General features: G+C 45.5%; 11 protein-coding genes and 2 pseudogenes. 10 read left to right on the plus strand and 3 right to left on the minus strand.

Annotation, left to right across the window (positions count from 1 at the left end; translation table 11 throughout):
• Positions 1-25 precede the first annotated feature (25 nt).
• The 3 genes from ACWPAB_RS11110 to ACWPAB_RS11120 are packed head-to-tail and all read left to right on the plus strand — an operon-like array spanning position 26 to position 5,332.
• Positions 26-3,076 (plus strand): type I restriction endonuclease subunit R, encoded by a 3,051-nt coding sequence (locus tag ACWPAB_RS11110; RefSeq protein ID WP_076665435.1) that lies wholly within the window; start codon positions 26-28, stop codon positions 3,074-3,076.
• Positions 3,077-3,093: 17 nt separating this feature from the next.
• A complete protein-coding gene (locus tag ACWPAB_RS11115) occupies positions 3,094-4,692 on the plus strand; it encodes a type I restriction-modification system subunit M (protein WP_003580315.1) in 1,599 nt (532 codons plus the stop codon).
• Positions 4,685-5,332, plus strand: coding sequence for a restriction endonuclease subunit S (locus ACWPAB_RS11120; RefSeq protein ID WP_016381929.1), 648 nt, complete (start codon positions 4,685-4,687; stop codon positions 5,330-5,332). The genes ACWPAB_RS11115 and ACWPAB_RS11120 overlap by 8 nt, the downstream gene beginning before the upstream one ends.
• Before the next feature lie 47 nt (positions 5,333-5,379).
• Here the strand turns inward: ACWPAB_RS11120 and ACWPAB_RS11125 are convergent, their stop codons facing one another.
• Together ACWPAB_RS11125 and ACWPAB_RS11130 are read right to left on the minus strand one after the other, a co-directional pair.
• Positions 5,380-6,306, minus strand: a complete 927-nt coding sequence (locus tag ACWPAB_RS11125; protein WP_003580311.1) for a site-specific integrase — start codon at positions 6,304-6,306, stop codon at positions 5,380-5,382.
• Between the two features lie 80 nt (positions 6,307-6,386).
• Positions 6,387-7,469 (minus strand): restriction endonuclease subunit S, encoded by a 1,083-nt coding sequence (locus tag ACWPAB_RS11130; RefSeq protein WP_016381930.1) that lies wholly within the window; start codon positions 7,467-7,469, stop codon positions 6,387-6,389.
• A gap of 141 nt (positions 7,470-7,610) precedes the next feature.
• Here ACWPAB_RS11130 and ACWPAB_RS11135 point away from each other — a divergent pair, with 141 nt between their 5' ends.
• The 4 genes and pseudogenes from ACWPAB_RS11135 to ACWPAB_RS11150 all read left to right on the plus strand — a co-directional run bounded on the left by ACWPAB_RS11135 (position 7,611) and on the right by ACWPAB_RS11150 (position 12,414).
• Positions 7,611-9,746: a DUF262 domain-containing protein gene (locus ACWPAB_RS11135; RefSeq protein ID WP_003580307.1), complete on the plus strand. Its 2,136-nt coding sequence runs from the start codon at positions 7,611-7,613 to the stop codon at positions 9,744-9,746.
• A 46-nt stretch (positions 9,747-9,792) separates the two neighbouring features.
• On the plus strand, positions 9,793-10,599 hold the full coding sequence (locus ACWPAB_RS11140) for a hypothetical protein (RefSeq protein ID WP_003585337.1): 807 nt from the start codon (positions 9,793-9,795) through the stop codon (positions 10,597-10,599).
• Between the two features lie 18 nt (positions 10,600-10,617).
• A pseudogene (locus ACWPAB_RS11145) lies at positions 10,618-11,280 on the plus strand (hydantoinase/oxoprolinase family protein); the annotation flags it as partial.
• 321 nt (positions 11,281-11,601) lie between these two features.
• A complete protein-coding gene (locus tag ACWPAB_RS11150) occupies positions 11,602-12,414 on the plus strand; it encodes a PfkB family carbohydrate kinase (protein WP_003570994.1) in 813 nt (270 codons plus the stop codon).
• 685 nt (positions 12,415-13,099) lie between these two features.
• On the opposite strand, the gene ACWPAB_RS11155 is transcribed toward ACWPAB_RS11150, so the two are convergent.
• The gene (locus ACWPAB_RS11155; protein WP_003585334.1) at positions 13,100-13,705 is read right to left on the minus strand and encodes a WxL domain-containing protein; all 606 of its coding nucleotides are present in this window, start codon (positions 13,703-13,705) and stop codon (positions 13,100-13,102) included.
• A 425-nt stretch (positions 13,706-14,130) separates the two neighbouring features.
• Between ACWPAB_RS11155 and ACWPAB_RS11160 the strand changes: the two genes are divergently transcribed.
• The 3 genes and pseudogenes from ACWPAB_RS11160 to ACWPAB_RS11170 all read left to right on the plus strand — a co-directional run.
• The gene (locus tag ACWPAB_RS11160; protein ID WP_003570989.1) at positions 14,131-14,721 is read left to right on the plus strand and encodes a hypothetical protein; all 591 of its coding nucleotides are present in this window, start codon (positions 14,131-14,133) and stop codon (positions 14,719-14,721) included.
• A 40-nt stretch (positions 14,722-14,761) separates the two neighbouring features.
• A complete protein-coding gene (locus ACWPAB_RS11165) occupies positions 14,762-17,344 on the plus strand; it encodes an ATP-dependent DNA helicase (RefSeq protein ID WP_016381933.1) in 2,583 nt (860 codons plus the stop codon).
• A gap of 103 nt (positions 17,345-17,447) precedes the next feature.
• Positions 17,448-17,639, plus strand: a pseudogene (locus tag ACWPAB_RS11170) (hypothetical protein); the annotation flags it as partial.
• Positions 17,640-17,660: the final 21 nt, after the last annotated feature.

Genomic DNA, 17,660 nt, shown 5'->3' on the forward strand with positions numbered 1-17,660 from the left:
GCAATGACAACAGGAGGAGTCAAGAATGGGTGCAACACTTGAATCTACGTTTGAAAAACGATTAATCGAACAGTTAACGAGGGGCATTTCACAATGGACGTATCGTCCGGAGCTAAAGACAGAGGAGGATTTGTGGCGTAACTTTCGGCAGAAAATCGAACAAAATAATGTTGCTGTGTTGGACGGACATCCGCTAACAGAACAAGAGTTTCGTCAAATTCAGAATCAGCTTCAATTTGGTACGTTTTATGATGCCGCTAAGTGGTTGGCTGGCGAAAATGGTGTGGCCAAAGTTCAAGTGCAACGTGAAGATGCCACGCTGGGAACAGTTCGACTAGAAGTTGTTCGTCGGGAAGATGTAGCTGGTGGTACTTCTTCCTACGAGGTTGTTAATCAGATCGAAATGCCCAAAGTGTTTGCTGACTATCAGAACCGTCGGTTTGATGTTTCACTTTTGATCAATGGACTACCGTTAATTCATATCGAACTCAAGAATGCGGATCATTCATACATGGATGCTTTTCGTCAGATAAAAAAGTATCTGAGTGACGGTATGTTTAACGGCATCTATTCAGTTGTTCAAATGTTCGTTGTCAGTGACCCGTACCACACACGTTATATTGCGCCGGCTTCAGGCACCAAGATGAACGAGCGCTTCTTAACCAACTGGGTCGATGAGCATAATCAACCTGTAGAGACGCTTACTGATTTTACGGATCAGGTACTTTCAATTCCACAAGCACATAAAATGGTGACTCAGTATACCGTGATTGATTCGATTCGAAAGTCCTTAATTTTGCTGCGGCCTTATCAGATTCATGCGATTGAGCGAGTTCGTGAGGCGACAAAACACCAAGTGTCCGGATACGTCTGGCATACCACAGGCTCAGGAAAAACGCTTACAGCATACAAAGTAGCTCGAAATCTTTTACAAATTCCCAGTATTGATAAAACTATCTTTATTGTGGATCGAGTCGACCTAGACCAGCAAACTACAAGCTCTTTCATGGCTTACGCTGAAAACGATACGATTGATATTGATGAGACTGAACACGTTCGCGATCTTATTAAGAAGCTAAAAAGTACAGACCGCACTGTCATTGTCACAACGATTCAAAAGCTTAACTTTGTCATGCGTCGGTTCGCGGATAAGCAAGGCACACGAGACTATGAGCGATTGACAAAATTAAAGATTGCTTTTGTTGTTGACGAGTGTCATCGTGCTGTTACTTCGCGAAAACAGTGGGAGATTAACGGCTTTTTCCATCACGCGTTGTGGTGTGGCTTTACGGGAACTCCCATATTTGAGCAGAATGCACGCAAAGAAGAGGGGAACTTGCCCCGAACGACTGCGGAACAATATGGCGAACGACTGCATGAGTATACAGTTAAAGAAGCAATTCATGATGGTGCTGTCTTGGGCTTTCAAGTGGAGTATATAAATACGATTCGTGAAGATCAACTCACTGAGTTAATTGCGAAGCGCACAGGAGAGTCCCTTGCAGATGTGGCGAAGATGGATCCTGTTGAGATGGAAAAGAACCTGCTCTCTTCTGATTATTTGAACAAAAATCATATGTGGAAAGTGATAGAGGGGATCGTCAACCATTCACAAAAGAAGCTGGGCTTGTACAATGGCCGAGGCAATTCTTACACGGCTTTGTTGACAACTAGCTCCATTTCGCAAGCACAAAAATATTATGAATTGTTCAAAGAGTTACGTGCTGGTAAAGCGCCATTTACAATGAACAAGCGTACCTCAGAATTATTACCTGACTTTCCGAAAGTTGCTATCACTTATTCAGTCACTGAAAATGATCTCGATTCAACCCTGAATCAAGACGCGATGCGGAAGTCCATTAGTGACTATAACGAGATGTTTGGTACGAGTTACAGTCTTGAGAATATTAACTTATATAACGCTAATATCAATGATCGGTTAGCTCGTAAACAGGCCCGTTATCTGTCTCGTGAAGAGCAATTAGACCTCGTTATTGTGGTTGATCGATTATTGACTGGTTTTGATGCACCTTGCTTGTCTACCTTGTTTATTGATCGCAAGCCGATGCAGCTGCAAAATATCATTCAAGCCTTTTCTCGAACCAATCGTATCTTTGACAAGAATAAACAGTATGGACAGATTGTTGTCTATCAACTGCCGAATACCTTTGCAAAAGCAGTCGAAGATGCGTTAATCCTCTATTCAAATGGCGGCGAAAATGAAGTCCTTGCCCCTGAGTGGAAGGTAGCACACAACCGATTAAAGAAGGCAGCTTCAAGCTTGAAAAAGTTCAAGATTGATCCTTCTGGTCCACCTATCAGTGAATTGCCAGATGCGACCTTGAAGCAATTTGCCAAGGCATTTCAAGGCTTTGATAAGGGACTGGCTGCTGCGCAGGTTTATAGCGAATATGACTCAGACGAAATTCAAGATGAGATTGCTATCGATTCGCAAGACATCGAGGCGTATACGAGTGCGTATCAAAATGTCATTGACGAATTAAAGCGGCGTCGACAGACTGAAGGGCCGGAAGAAGACGATTTAGATATTGAGTATGAGTTGGAAACCGTACGTCAGGATACGATCAACTACGAGTACATCGTTAATCTCATCCAAGCCTATGTCAGCGATTCTCGCGATGATAAGCCTGCTGTTAGCCAAAAGCGGGTGGAAGAAATTTCGAATTACGTCGATAGATTGAAGAACAACAACGAGAAACTTGGCACGTTGATGGAAAGCCTATGGCGTAAAATTCAAGCTAATCCTAAAGAATTTCAAAATCAGAATGTCCAAACTTTGCTTCAGACAATGAAAAACGAAACAATCGAGCATTTGGTCAAGGATGTCGCGACGACATGGGGTGCTGATCCTGCAGAGGCGCTTTTCTACGCTGAAAATTTTGATCCTAAGAAAGAATCTAATCCCGGCGAAGAGAGCTTAAAACGTCATATGGATTATGAAATGTATAAGGAAAAAACTGAAAATCCGGTTAAGAAGATCTCGTACTGGCGCGAATTTAAAGATGCATACTCGAATCTTATTCGCGAAGAGATCTTGCCACTTAATCAGGACTAATTTGGAGGAACTTAACGATGGCTCAAATGACGTCACAGACACTGTACCAAGCACTTTGGAATTCTGCCGATATCTTACGATCAAAGATGGACGCCAGCGAATATAAGAATTACTTGCTAGGCTTAATTTTTTACAAGTATCTTTCTGATCGCATGGTGGTTTATGCTTCAGATCAATTGGAGGAGAAGACAACAGATCTGGATAAAGCCCAGCAAATTTACACGGATGCATACAATGATAAAGATTTGCATGATGATCTGATAAGTAATGTTTCCGATGAGTTTGGTTATCACATTCAGCCTGATCTGACTTTTACGGCTCTCATAGACAAAATCGATCATGGCACCTTTCAGCTTGAAGACCTTAGTCAGAGTTTTCGAGATATTGAACAATCCAGTGAATTCTTTTCCGGATTGTTCGAGGATGTTGATTTATATTCTCGAAAATTAGGGGCAACTCCACAGAAGCAGAATCAAGTCATCTCGGATGTCATGAAACAAATCTCGACGCTTGATCTGGTTGGTCAGAACACGAATGACATACTTGGGGATGCATATGAGTATCTGATCGGTCAATTTGCCTCTGATTCCGGCAAAAATGCTGGTGAGTTTTATACGCCGCAGTCGGTGTCACGTCTTATTACGCAAATCGCGATGCACGGTAAGGAAGATGTCCGTGGTTTCACGATTTATGATCCGACAATGGGATCAGGCTCACTGCTTCTAAATGCGCGTCGCTATTCGAACGAACGTCTGTCTATCAACTACTTTGGTCAGGAACTGAATACGTCAACGTATAATTTAGCGCGTATGAACATGATTCTTCACGGTGTGCCAATTAATAACCAGCATCTGCACAATGCTGACACCTTGGATCAAGACTGGCCAATTGAAGAACCAACAAACTTTGATGCCGTTGTGATGAACCCACCATACTCAGCGCATTGGCAGCCATCGAAGGGGACGGAAAACGATCCCCGGTTTGTCAGCTATGGACTTGCACCAAAATCTAAGGCTGACTTTGCCTTCTTACTCCATGGCTACTATCACTTAAAGGACACTGGGGTAATGTGTATCGTTTTGCCGCACGGTGTTCTTTTCCGTGGTGGTGCAGAGGGGCGTATTCGTAAAGCATTACTTGAAAACGGCGCGATCGACACGGTGATTGGTTTGCCTGCAAACATCTTCTTTAACACGAGCATTCCAACCACAGTCACGGTCTTGAAAAAATCTAGAACGACTCGTGATGTGCTCTTTATTGACGCATCAAAAGAATTCGAGAAGGCTAAGAACCAAAACCATCTGACAGGCGACAACATCCAAAAAATTCTCGAAACGTATATCAATCGCAAGGATGTTGATAAGTATGCCCATGTCGCGTCATTTAATGAGATCAAGGAAAATGACTTCAACTTAAATATTCCGCGTTATGTTGATACGACAGAACCAGAAAAGCCAGTTGATGTGGTCAAAGTGGTTGCTGATATCAAGAAAAACGATGAAGAAATTGCAAGATTAAGTTCGGAGCTAGCCAAAGATTTTGACGATTTAGTGGCCAATAATGACGAAGCTGCCAAGCAACTCGCCGCCTTGAAGGAGCTGTTTAAAAATGAGTAAGGATGTTAAAAACGTTCCTGCATTGCGGTTTAAGGGGTATTCTGACGCTTGGGAAAAGCGTAAGTTGGGGGAGACAAACTCATATTTTACTGATGGAAATTATGGCGAGTCATATCCGAAAGAATCTGAACTTAGTGACAAGGAGAATGGAGTTCCATTTTTAAGAGGGAGTAATCTTAGAAATGGTGAACTTATCGAAGATAATGCAAATTACATTACAAAGGAAAAACACGCTGAGTTGACGTCAGGTCATTTAGTTGAAGACGATATTGTTTTGGCAGTTCGTGGGTCCTTAGGAGCGTTAGGATACGTTAAGGAAGAGAACATCGACTGGAATATCAATTCTCAACTAGCAGTTATTCGAACTGATAAGTCGGAGTTAAGTGGAAAATTTTTGGCTCAGTTTCTTCTTTCCTGGAGAGGTCAAAAAGAACTATTATCTCGAAATACAGGAACTGCTTTAAAACAATTACCAATTAAGCAATTGAAAGATGTTCCAGTTCCAATCGTGAATCTTGATGAGCAGAAAGAGATTAGCGCATTGTTCACAAGCATCGACAACCTTATCGCTGCAACTCAATCCAGACTTTCTAGCCTTGAATTATTAAAAAAAGCCCTATTACAGGACCTTTTCATTTGAAAAGGATCGTCTTACGCGGTGAAGCTGCGTTAGGCGATCCTTTTGTGTTACATCAATGAGGTAAGATAGCGCATTATCTTATCGTTGTCTTGGTTTTCTAATTCTTGGATGATATGCAGGTATGTCTTCTGGGTGGTGCTCATATTGGCGTGTCCAAGTCGTCTCGCAACTGAACCAACTGAGACACCTGCGTATAGTAACAGAGACGCGTGGGTGTGGCGCAGTCCATGAATACTGATGACAGGGATGCTTGCCCGCTTACATTTGCGCTCAAGAATATCATTTGCTGTCTCATTGTATACGCGTTGCCCATCTGTAACAAAGATCGGCTTGTCCTGCGGTAGACTTTTGATTTGAGCTGCAAATTGCATCGCAACCTGCCAATCAAGCGGCACCTTGCGAACAGAGGCAGTATTCTTTGTCTCTGCAAAGCTTCCAGTGGCACTTTTGTAGTCCCATGTCTTGTTGATCGTCAGCGTTAATTTTGCCATGTCAAAGTCCATGGGTGTGACGCCAAGCGCTTCACCGAATCGTAGGCCTGTTTTGGCGATCAGCAGCAGGAAATAATCCCAGTCCAATCCGTGATCGAGATCCAACAAGGCCAACAGCTTTGTGAGTTCATGTTGATTTAGAAACTTAACCTTATGTACACGCGACACGGTTCCTTTGATGACAACTTTGCGCGTAGGGTCTTGTTCTAAAATGCCTTCGTCCAAAGCATCCAGGATCGCTGCCTTGAGATGGTGGTGAAAGTCGAGTGTCGTCTGCTTTTCGTGGTTCGCGGCGAATTCATTGATCAATTCTTGATATGTCCGTCGCTTGAGTTCGTCCATATGCAGATCAGGAGCCAGCGTGACCAAATGCTTGTGAGACATTTGATACTTCTGATAAGTGACTGGTCGAACAGCGCCTTCCTTGTAGAGCTCAATCCACTGTTTGAAGTACATATGGAATTTCTGTGTGCGTAAATTCATTGCGCACCTCCTTGGTTTAGTTGTCTTTGTTAGACAATTAAACTGTTTACCATATGAACTAGAAAAAGTCAGCGTAAGCTTTATACAAAAAGATTCTTTAGTAAGGATGTTTTTAATAGTTCCAGTTTTGACAATCTGTTAGAGGTTGATTTAATAAGGTCATCAAATGACTTTAATAGATTGCCGATACTAATCTGTTCCTCTAAAGAGGTTGGAATTAAAACGGATTTTGCCAGTAACTCAGATTTCGTTACTCCTTTTATGGAAGTGCCCTGGCCTTCGTTAGACATTTGTTCCATCACACGAGTCAATAAATTAACAGAAAAAAACGCAGACCAGTTAAGGAAAGAAAACGAGAGGAAGTCTTGACTTGTCGCATAGTCGTAATTAATGAATGCTAACTTTCCAACTCCAACTCTGGTTACAACTGCAATACTATTTGAGGGCACTTTTTTTGCTGCACTGCTTTTTAACGCAGCGGACGAAATAAACTTCTTTGGAATCACTGTATATTTATTTGACTTGTCTAGATCAGAACTTTGAATCCAGGGTAATGAACCGGTCCAAAAGCTTCTCTTCTTGGTGGAGGGAGTGCCGCCGCCAAAATTTTCTTTAGCCATATTGGCCACTTTACTCTTTACCCATGGGTCGGAGTATACGTTGAAGCGCCACGACTGGTCAAATAAATGTTGCAATAAAGTTTTTTCGACTTGTTCTAAATCATCAATTCTACGCTGAGTTGCAGCGATAAGATTATCAATGCAGTTCAATGTCTTTGCAATTCTACTTTGTTCATTCTTTTCTGGAAGAAAAATAATTGCGTCTTTGATGTCAGCTGAATTAATTGAATCAAAAGTGGATCCCGTACTATACCGAAGCCAAAAGCCATTAATCTTCAATGTGATCAAATACTGGTATAAGAAATCTGTCTGACCGACACTTGCCACACCGCGGCCTAAAACAACATCAAATGCTGTCTTGGAAACTTCACCAACAGGGGCACGGACACTAAGTAGTACACTTCCCTTTTTTGCTATCTTGGTTATTTGTGTAGTCCAAACTCTTGGCTCTACCCATCCGTTCTTTATATCCGCATTTCCTTGAACCAAGATGTGGTCCTGGGGATTTAATGTGTAATTCTTGCTATCAGGTGATTGCCCCATTGTGATAGTAGCTACCTCTCCTAACTTACGCTTTTCCCAAGCGTTCCGAGCAAGCAAACTCCAAAAATATCAACAACCAAACTCCGCCACAAACCCACACATCTGGTATGCTAATACCCAGAGAATGCTAGCGATCAATTAGTGCTAATCAAGTTGAACTTGCCAGCAAAATACTACTTTGGGGTGACAATTGTGAAGGGTAATGCAGAACTTATCGTCAGTCAGGTGATTGCGAATAATAGGACCATCAATATTCCAGTTTATCAACGACGCTATAGTTGGCGGCGGGAACAGTTGGAACGGTTTGTCGCGGATTTGAAGACGGCTTATGCGAATCAACGCGAGCGATATTTCTTTGGAAGTTTAATTTTGAACGCCACTGGTGACACTAGTACAGTAGATGTCATTGATGGGCAGCAACGACTGACCACTGTTTCGTTATTCTTGATTGCTATCCGTGATTTTTTAGGATCAAGTGATGTGGATTATCAACGAGTTAACGAAATGTTTTTAATAGACAGGTTTGATCGGGATTCAATCGCGAAGAATCGGTTGCATCCGGTACCTGGTGATGAGGAACAGTATGTCGATGTACTAGTTAATGGTATGTCAGCTGCGGATACGATTTTCAAAAGCACCTACGCTTATTTTTGGAATGTTTTGCAGCAGGGAGACTTAACAGTTCGTGAGTGGCTTTCCTTATTGGAACAGCGGTTGCAAGTTATGAACATCGTTGTTGATCAGTACGATGATGCTCAATTGATCTTTGAAAGTTTAAATTCGACCGGTATGAATTTAACGGAATCAGACAAGATCCGGAACTTTTTGCTGATGGGCTTGAAGGGCGATCAACAAGCAGCGGCTTTTCAACTGTGGCAACAGAACGAGCGCTTGGTTGGCAGTGAGGAGCTCTCGCGGTTCTATCGGCAGTACTTGACCTCGTTGGCTCGGAGTTCAAAGCCGGTTAAAGAAAATGAAATTTACAGCGATTATCGCCGTTATGTGGGCTTGACCAAAAACTTTGATCAAATTGCTCAATTGAAAAAGGAGCAGGCGGCAGCCAAATTATTTGCGGAAATCACAGCGCCAGCGACTGTTGCCATCAAAGATCAACGAGTCAAATCACTTTTGATTAGACTCGGTCATTTGAATAACGATATTTTGGTGCCGTACTTATTGCAGGTTTTTGCAAAAACGCGTGATGGCGCGCTGTCGGCTGATCAGTTAGTTGAAGTGTTGCGGGTTTTGCTTGCCTATCTAGCTCGGCGACTTTTTGTCGGGGTCCCCACTACTGGACTGAATTTGCTGTTTGCCGCGCTGGATCGCCAAGTGGAGCATTATGTTGACCAGGCTAAGGTTGATTATGTTGAAGGCTTGAAGTTAGTGTTGACGCAGGTCGTTAAAGAAAATAAACGTTTTCCAACAGATCAATCTTTAAAAGACGCGTTGGTTGAGAAAGATTACTACCACATGAGTTCTATGTCACTGTGGTTCATTCTAGATGAACTGAATAATGCGAGTGGTGAGGAGCAGGACCTATTCGATACGGCGCAATCTGGTAAGTACTCGATTGAACATATTATGCCGCGAGTTGTGAATAATAGTTGGCAGAAGGCTTTGGGGACCGATTGGCGACTGGTCCACAATGTTTGGTTGAACCGACTAGCTAACCTGACTTTAACTGGGTTTAATGGTCAGATGAGCAATCGCCCTTATATTGAGAAGCGGGATATGGCAGACGGTTATCGTAAGTCAGGTATTAAACTTAACCAATGGGTAGCACAATTCGATAAGTGGGATGAAGCAACTTTACAGGAACGGCAGGCAGATTTGTTAACAAGAGCGTTAACAGTTTGGCCACGTCCCAATGTGTCAACTCAGCTTGCGACAGACGATCCAAATTCATGGGATACGTTGGATGTGATTCTAGAAGCCAACCCAACCGGCACTAAGCCAGTTGCTTTCAGTTTTGTTGATGATCAGGTGGTTCAAATTAAAAGTTGGACTGATTTATACAATCAACTGATTGATCTCCTGTGGGATGCTGACCCATCTAACTTTTTTGCCATGGCCAATAGTGATGAAAGCCTTGTTAAACATGTTAATGAAGTCGAGGCAGATCAACGTTACCGGCAACTAGGTGATTCTGACGTTGCCGTCTACGCAGGTGGAGATAGCGCTTGGAGTCGGGTACAACACATCAAACGATTGTTAGCTGGCAGTGATCATGATTTGTCAGAAGTAAATGTTAAAACGCGTAAAGTTAACCATTCATAACATTAAGTGGTGTGTGACACGTCAATAAACCGAAAAGGAGTCCTTCATGTCCCCAATCGACACCATCAACCGCGTCATCAACATGGTTTCACTGGTCATCCTGCTCTTTTACATTGTTAAAACTTACCGACAAGTCCGCTCGTTGGACTTTTTGGATTATTTTGTCCTTTACCTGAAGCATCGCCAGACGATTTATGCCGAGATGCAGCGGAATCCGCAGATGCGGCAGAAGCAGCTGTTGTCATTGTTTGTTAGTCTCATGATCCTGACTTTTTGGGTGATTGGTAGTCTTGAGAAATTGATGACGGCTTGGAACTTGGGGAACTTGATCAATGCTTTGATCGTGTTGTGGTTGTTTGGCTACTTTCTTTATCAGACTTGGCAAAATAAATATCTGAATGAACAGAATCGTTATCTGACGTTTGCAAATCATTTTCAACGGAAGCACTTTAACGCGGTGATGGCGATTTTTAAGCGGAAATTGACGGCGTGGTCAGCGGAGGATGATGAAGATGCGCAGGCGCGGGAACGGTTTCAGCGGTTGTTCGATCGGGTCAGTGAGCAGGCGAGGCGGCATCGTAAGACCGCTATGTTGAGCGATGATATGTATGCTTTGTTTGATGATCAACTGTTGCTTCGCGCTGACAGTAAGCCGTTGACTGGTCGTGAGAAGAAGTTGCTGAGTTATTATGTCGGGTACTGGGATGCTGGTCCTTACAATGACTATAGTTTGAGCATGATAGAGGAGATGGATGACCAAGAGCGGCGAATTGTGACGAAGGTACTTAACGTTACGATGGCAATGATGGGATTGGGTTTGGTGTTACTGGCGATTCGGCAAATATTGGGCTGAAAAACGCATATAAAGTCTAATTGTGGCGGCGTGGCGACTAACTTCCGGATGCCGGACATCATGTCGATTGGCTTAGGCGGTGGTTCAATCGTTCGCCAGCAGCAAGATGGCAGTGCCACGGTGGGCCCCGATTCCGTTGGCTACAAAATTACCGACGAGGCGCTGACGTTTGGCGGTAACATCATCACCGCCACTGACATTGCGGTTCGTTTGGGTTTGTCGGATGTCGGCGATCCCCAACTGACCAAGCAAATTTCGCTGAAGTTCGCTCAGGCGGCTTTGCAAACGATCAGCGACATGATCGCCGTGGCGATTGATAAAATGAAGACGAGTGCTGAGCCGGCAACAGTGATCCTTGTTGGTGGCGGGGCGATCATCGCACCGCATCGGTTGAAAGGGGTCGGCAAACTAGTTCGTGACCCATTGGGCGGTGTGGCAAACGCGATTGGTGCGTCCATCAGTCAGGTTTCGGGTGAATACGGCCGAATTTATCCATACAACCAGATTCCGCGCGACAAGGCGATGGCTGATGCAAAGGAGAAAGCTACTGCCGCAGCAATTGAATCTGGCGCGGATGAAACGACGATTGAAGTCGTTGAAGTTGATGAGGTACCGCTGGCTTATCATCCTGAGAATGCGAATCGGGTGAAGATTAAGGTGGTTGGAAATTTGGCGAAATGAAAAAGCAAACCTGATGATGATAATACCCATCATCGAAATTTGTAGACTGTTATTGGTGACCGTAATAAGTTTTCAGACATTAGCTTGGAATAACATATAAAACGAAAAAACGACGGCCAGTTTTGGACGCCGTTTTGTTCATTTCCTCAGGCTGATAGGCTTGGTGATGATCATGCATTCTGGAAAACATGACAAGCTTGATGCCACACCCAATTCCTGCTGTGGTAAACTTGACCTTGTTAACAGGAAGCAGGGGTGTGCATGACGGCAGTTTGATCGAAGACTGCAGTTGCTGCGTTTGATGGAAAGAAGGAGAGATCGTTGAAAGTCATTGCGATTGGAGACAATGTCGTTGACCTTTATCCGGCTGATAAGCAGATGTATCTTGGCGGTCATGCAGCGAATACGGCGGTTTTTGCCGCCGAACTCGGCTTGCAGGCGGCCTATATCGGGACGTTCGGGAATGATGCGCGTGGCGATTTTGCGCGGCGCATGTTGGTCGAACGCGGCGTAGATGTGCAGCATTCGCTACAATATGCCGGTCGAAATGCTTTTACAACGATCACAGGCAAAGACGGGGCACGGCGTAAAGTGGTCGGCGAGCCGCCACAAGAGCTGCGACTTGACCCAGAGGACATCGCCTATATCAATAGTTTCGATCTGGTCTATCTGAATAGTGAAAGTCATGCGGATGCTTTTCTGCAGGCTATCACAGCGCGCAAGGTTTATGACTTTTCGATCCTTGACGATGACAAACTGTTTAAAAAGATTGCGCCACAGATTGATCTCGCCTATCTTTCTGGCAAAGCACGGTCTGATGATGATGTGGAGGCATTGATGCGCCGGGTTGCGGCAGCTGGTTGTGATCGGATTGTTTGTTCACGCGGATTGCGTGGTTCGGCGGCGCTGGTTGACGGCATGATGTCTTGGCAGCAGGCGCTTGGCGTGAAGGCGGTGGATTCGTTGGGAGCAGGGGATGCTTATATTACGTCCTTTGCTGCGACCTTGTACTCTTCGAGCAAGCCAACATTGGATGCCAAAGTTTCGGAATCATTAAGTCATGCGGCTAAGTTCGCTTCGGCGCAGGTTTTGTTGCCCGGTTCATTTGGGCATGGCGCACCACTGCTTTCGTGAAAATTACGCTGTGTTTCGCCATAACGCGCTTGCCAGCCCAGAAACCTTCGCATAAGGACCTTGATCGCAATAGTCAAAAACCAACCATCACGCCCAAGGCCACTTATGCTCCGGTTTCTACCCGGGCTGGTTCGCGCTCACGAAAAAACCGTCGATCATAAAATCGACGGTTTCTTTGATGCTTTTTGATAGACCAAGTCGGCAGCCCATTTCGGGAACTTTGAAAAGATCGGTACTGTGGGTTTTGGATCGCTGACCGTGCGCGTGAACGATCAGCAATGCCGGTAACATCAAATTGGGATTTGAACATGTTCCGATTTTTTAGCGCTTCTGTTTGCGCTCTGATGTTGCTGGTTGCCGTGTCGCGACTTGGTTATCAAAGCTGACAGTTGCAAGTCAACCTTGAGCAAGACATTAACTTTGGTTCTTTTTCATGCGGCATCACCGTCTCCCCCAAGACAATGGTGATGCCGCATGTGTAGAGATGAAAATTCATAAGAGAGATGAAAGACTTGTAGATTCAATACGATATGGTGCGTGAATGATTGCCGATCCAAACGACGTGGGTACCCGCGCTGATTTTTAATTGTGACCGAACAGTCTTCTGGTGATGTCCTGACATGAATCAACTCCCTTCCGGCAAGTACAACCAGAAAAGTCGAAAACCATCAACCTCGCGCCACCGTTACTGTGCAGTAGCTGGTGCAGCTGGCTGACCAGGTGTCAATGTAAAGGTGATGATACCGGAATAGCTTTCAGCCTTAACAGCGTTGTCCTCAGGAATTGCCAACGTTGTTTTGTTCAGATCATAACTGCTAATGCCGGCACCGTTTAGCGATTTGGTCGTGGCGAATAATGGTTGATCTGAATCCGTCAACGTTACCGCTTTACTCCAAGTCGGGGCATCAGCATTCGTCACTGCTGGGGCATCCGGCGTTAGTTCGATGGCCGCGCCTGGCAGAACATCGCCATTAGCGGCTGTGATCGCAGACGCTTTGGCCGACACCGTATACCCGGCGTCCGTACCGCGGAAGTCATTGATCGTTAATAATGAGTTGTCAGCGGAATTAACCGTCTCGTTGACATTGCCTCTAACAATCCCTTCGACAGGCTCACTTGGAAAAGTCAGTGTGTCAGGCACTGCAAGGTCGATTGTGCCACCCGTCACTGCGACTGTCGTATTTGTCGTGCCAACGGTATTGTCCGCAGCTACAAGCGATGAACCGGTTGCAATACTCCCCACAACGAGACCGGCAAACGCGACACCGCTCAACCACAATTTCTTTGACATAAAAGTTCCCCCCAATTGATGTCAAATCGTTCCATTCGCTGGAACAACTTTAATTGTACGCGAATGGTTGCGAGAGCCAACAAAAACGAATTGAGTGAGCAAACAAAATTTATTTAATCGCTTATTAATAGGCTTTACATGGAAACCCGCTTTCAAATTCACGAGATCACAAAGCTAAAAATAACTTTTTGTCTCGTTTTAAGGTAAATAAATGCCGATTTGTGAGACTTAAATTGCCGGTCTAAGCTCCAACCCCAAAAATATCAAAAGAATGATAGTAGTAAAAGTCGATGCTAATGGGACGTTCGAGATCACTCAAAAGTCAATGTTAGCAGCAAGTCAGCCGCCGTTTTGAGGGTTAGCTAATCAATATTTGCAGCCAACCACCATACCGGTTAAGCTTATTTGAAGAAAAGAGGCCGATCATGGCAGATACACACGCAACATCAAGCGAGGCACAACACATCATTAAACTTCCTAATGGCGGCACAACTGAGGGGATCATGCTGCATCGCGGCATGGCTAATCTGCAACATGAGGTTGATAGTGCAGATTTTGCGCCGCAGACAAAGGTTTATTTAGCGTGGCTGAATGACCTGAATGGCAATCGATTTGGCTTGAAAATCACGGATGCGGCAGATAAAACGTTGTTGCGCCACACCCAGTTTTTGGACGATGCAGTCAAAGAGTTGGCATACGCTGATGCGCCAGCAAATGCTGAGCTGACACCGGACGATTTCAACCCGGCGCGAAAATTTTATCTACCATCTGCCGGCTTGGTCGCACTGCTGGCGGCCATTCAGTGGTCAGTGAAGCACGGGCGAGAAGATGTCGTGGTTTACAGTACGCATCGCCCAGAGTTGCAGTTTTATCAGGCCCGGCAGCAACCGACCTTTATCCAACAGTGGGCTCAGCATGAGTTGCAAGCCTTACCGGAGGATTTTCGATTTCGGATTGCACCGAAGCTCGACAAGGCTGCGACACACGAGACAACGAAACTAAGAATGCAACTATAAAGTTTTTGTCGGTGATTTTTTTTTGAGAGGAGGGGCGCACATGGCTAATCAGGAACAAGTTTATGAAAATGTTGATCTGCAAGTGATCAAGTTGCTGTTTAATAGCGATAACGGTGATTATAAAGTTTACGCCGTGCGGATTCTGAATCCGAATCCGGCGCTTAAAATGACGCTCACCCAAGAGGCAACCATTACCGGTGATATGGGCTACTACAATCGCCGAGCGATCATCACCGCTGATTTGGTTTACGATGATGCTGGCTCATTGCGTTATAACAAGCCGTCTTACAAATTGGCGCGGTTGCATTTTGGCTTGCCCAAAGAACCGCGCCGGCAGTGGCAGCTGATTGACACGTTGCTGGTGCATCAGCCGACAGTTCGGCGCCGATTGCATGAACATTTTGCAGATGACACCCCGATCTTGACGATTTTTTCAACCGATCAGGTAAAACCGGATAGTGTCCCGGGCATTGGTCCCGCCACAATTAAGAAAATCGCTACCGCCATCCGCGGCAAACTGGAAATTGCCGTGTTGGCCAATCACTGGGGCAAGGCACTAAGCTCAATGACCTATGAAAAAATTTGGCTGGCTTATAAAGATGCCAATTTGGCCATGCAAAGTATTGATGCCAATCCGTACCTGTTGATGTCAGTTGCCCAGCTTGATTTCAAGAAAGTCGACACCTTTGCTAAGACGCGTGGCATTGCAGCGAATGATCCGCATCGGCTTACGGCAGGATTGCAATATATTTTTCGCACGGCTGTACTCACGCAAGGATTGACCTATATCACCATTACGTGGTTCCGGCAGCAAGCTGCTACTTTATTGGCTGTACGCGAAGCCGATTTGAAAATGTTTGCTGATCCGCAAGAAGCCTTGCAATACGGCTTTTTACTTAATGAGCAGTATGGACTGGTGACGAGTTGCGATATGTTTGCCACAGAAGGATCGGTGGCGCGGATTATTAAAGTCGCTCAAAAAACAGCCGAACCGTTGATGGCTCCGGGTGAGCTAGATGATGCTCTCGATCAGTTTCTCGATCGGTTTCATTTAACCATTAATGATCAACAGCGCGCCGCTTTTCAAAATGTGAACCGTCATGGCTTGAGCGTTTTGAACGGCAGTGCTGGCACCGGTAAAACTTGGTTGACCGATTTGCTGGTTCGGTTTTTTAACGCCCAAGCAAAAGGGAAAAGTGTCTTGCTTGCACCAACTGGCCGCGCCGCCAAAGTTTTGGCAAAGTATACGCACGAGCCGGCTGCTACGATTCATGCTTATCTGCATTTGCTTCCAGGTGAAGAAACCGGCCAGTTTGACGCGGATGCCGACTGGGAAACCTTTGGCGATGCGCGACTCATTGTGGTGGATGAAAGCTCAATGCTGACAACGCCGCTAGCCTACACGGTTTTGAAGAACGTTAATTTTAAAAAGGCGCATGTGCTGTTTGTCGGTGATGTTTTCCAACTGCCGCCCATCGGTCCTGGCAACTTTTTAAAAGATTGTCTAGACGATGAACAGGTGGCGGCGACAACACTGACGCGCGTTTATCGGCAAGATAGCCAGTCCGGCGTGTTAGCACTAGCTAATCGCATTCGTGAGCGGTTAGCGCTGCCTTTTGGACCAGACGATGATCGCTATGTCAGCGGCAACGTGGGGCTGTATAACCAACGCAATGCTGGCCGGGTGTTTGATGCTGGGGTGAAGGCGTATCAGGATGCGCTGGTCAAAAGTGGTCAGCAGATTGATGCGCAATTGTTGATCGTGAATAAAAACATCGGCGCAACTGGCCGCTTGCGATTTAATGCTGAGTTGCAAGCGTTGGTCAACCCGGCTAAAAATGGCGAACCGGAGTATATCAGCAGTTACGTGGACCCGGTCACTAATCAAAAACATCACTTGCGCCTCAATGATCGGGTCATGATTTTGAAAAACGACAAACATGTCCCGCTTGTTGATCCGAAAACATGGGAACGGCGTGCGGTGCTGGGTGAAAATGGCTTGCAACAGACCGATGATTTTGGCACTAAACGTTGGCGTGAGACAATTGTGGCAAACGGCGACGCAGGGGTGGTAGCCCATATTGATACCAAACGCCATTTTGTTGTGGTCCAAATCGGCCAGCAATATTGTTACTACAGTTTTGGCAGCGTGCCGCGCGATTTGACGCTGGCTTATGCGATTACGGTGCATAAGGCCCAAGGTGGGCAGGCAGATACCGTTATTGCCATTGTCAACGGCGCCGACATGATGCTCAATGCCCAAAGCTTTTATACGGCGTTGACGCGCACCCAGCAGCAATTCATCTTTTTTGGTGACTTTCGGGTGCTCTTAGCCCGCACCAAAATCTATCCCATCGACGCTCGTCATGATTTACTTGGTAGTTTTCTATCCCGTCAACTGACAGTCGATACGTTCAGCCGCTATACCTTTGATCAGGTCTTGGCTTGGTTGGATAGGCGGCACGCTGAACGCTTATCCACGCGACCCGCGCTGGAAGCAGAGGAAGTCAAACCAAGCGAGCAGCCATTTGCCGTTCGTTATGCGGAACAACTGGACATCTTGGATCAGATTGTCGATGAGGTTGCTCAATTGCCGGCTAGAAAACCTGCTCGGGATGTTTGATAGTCATATCATTCATGGAAGACAAATAAAGGCGAGAGATTTTCTGAGAGTTCGGAAAATCCCTCGCCTTTCGGCTTATCACGATAACTTTTTAAAGACCTCAGTGCCAAGGCGGAGCAATCGTAGGCCAGATCGGGCTCAGCCGTGCAAACAACACAGGGACCGGGCCTTGTCGCTGATGTTGTTAGGCGACTTCGAGACCGGTTTTTGCGCTCGAAGCGCCGTCTCCGCTCTAGCTACGCGTCGCCTCCCCGTCTGGCTGAAGATTGCGGAGTTTGGCACGGCGCAGAATCTTTATTCTAAATTCTTTTTTGAA

It is taken from the genome of Lacticaseibacillus sp. 30 (assembly GCF_053819265.1).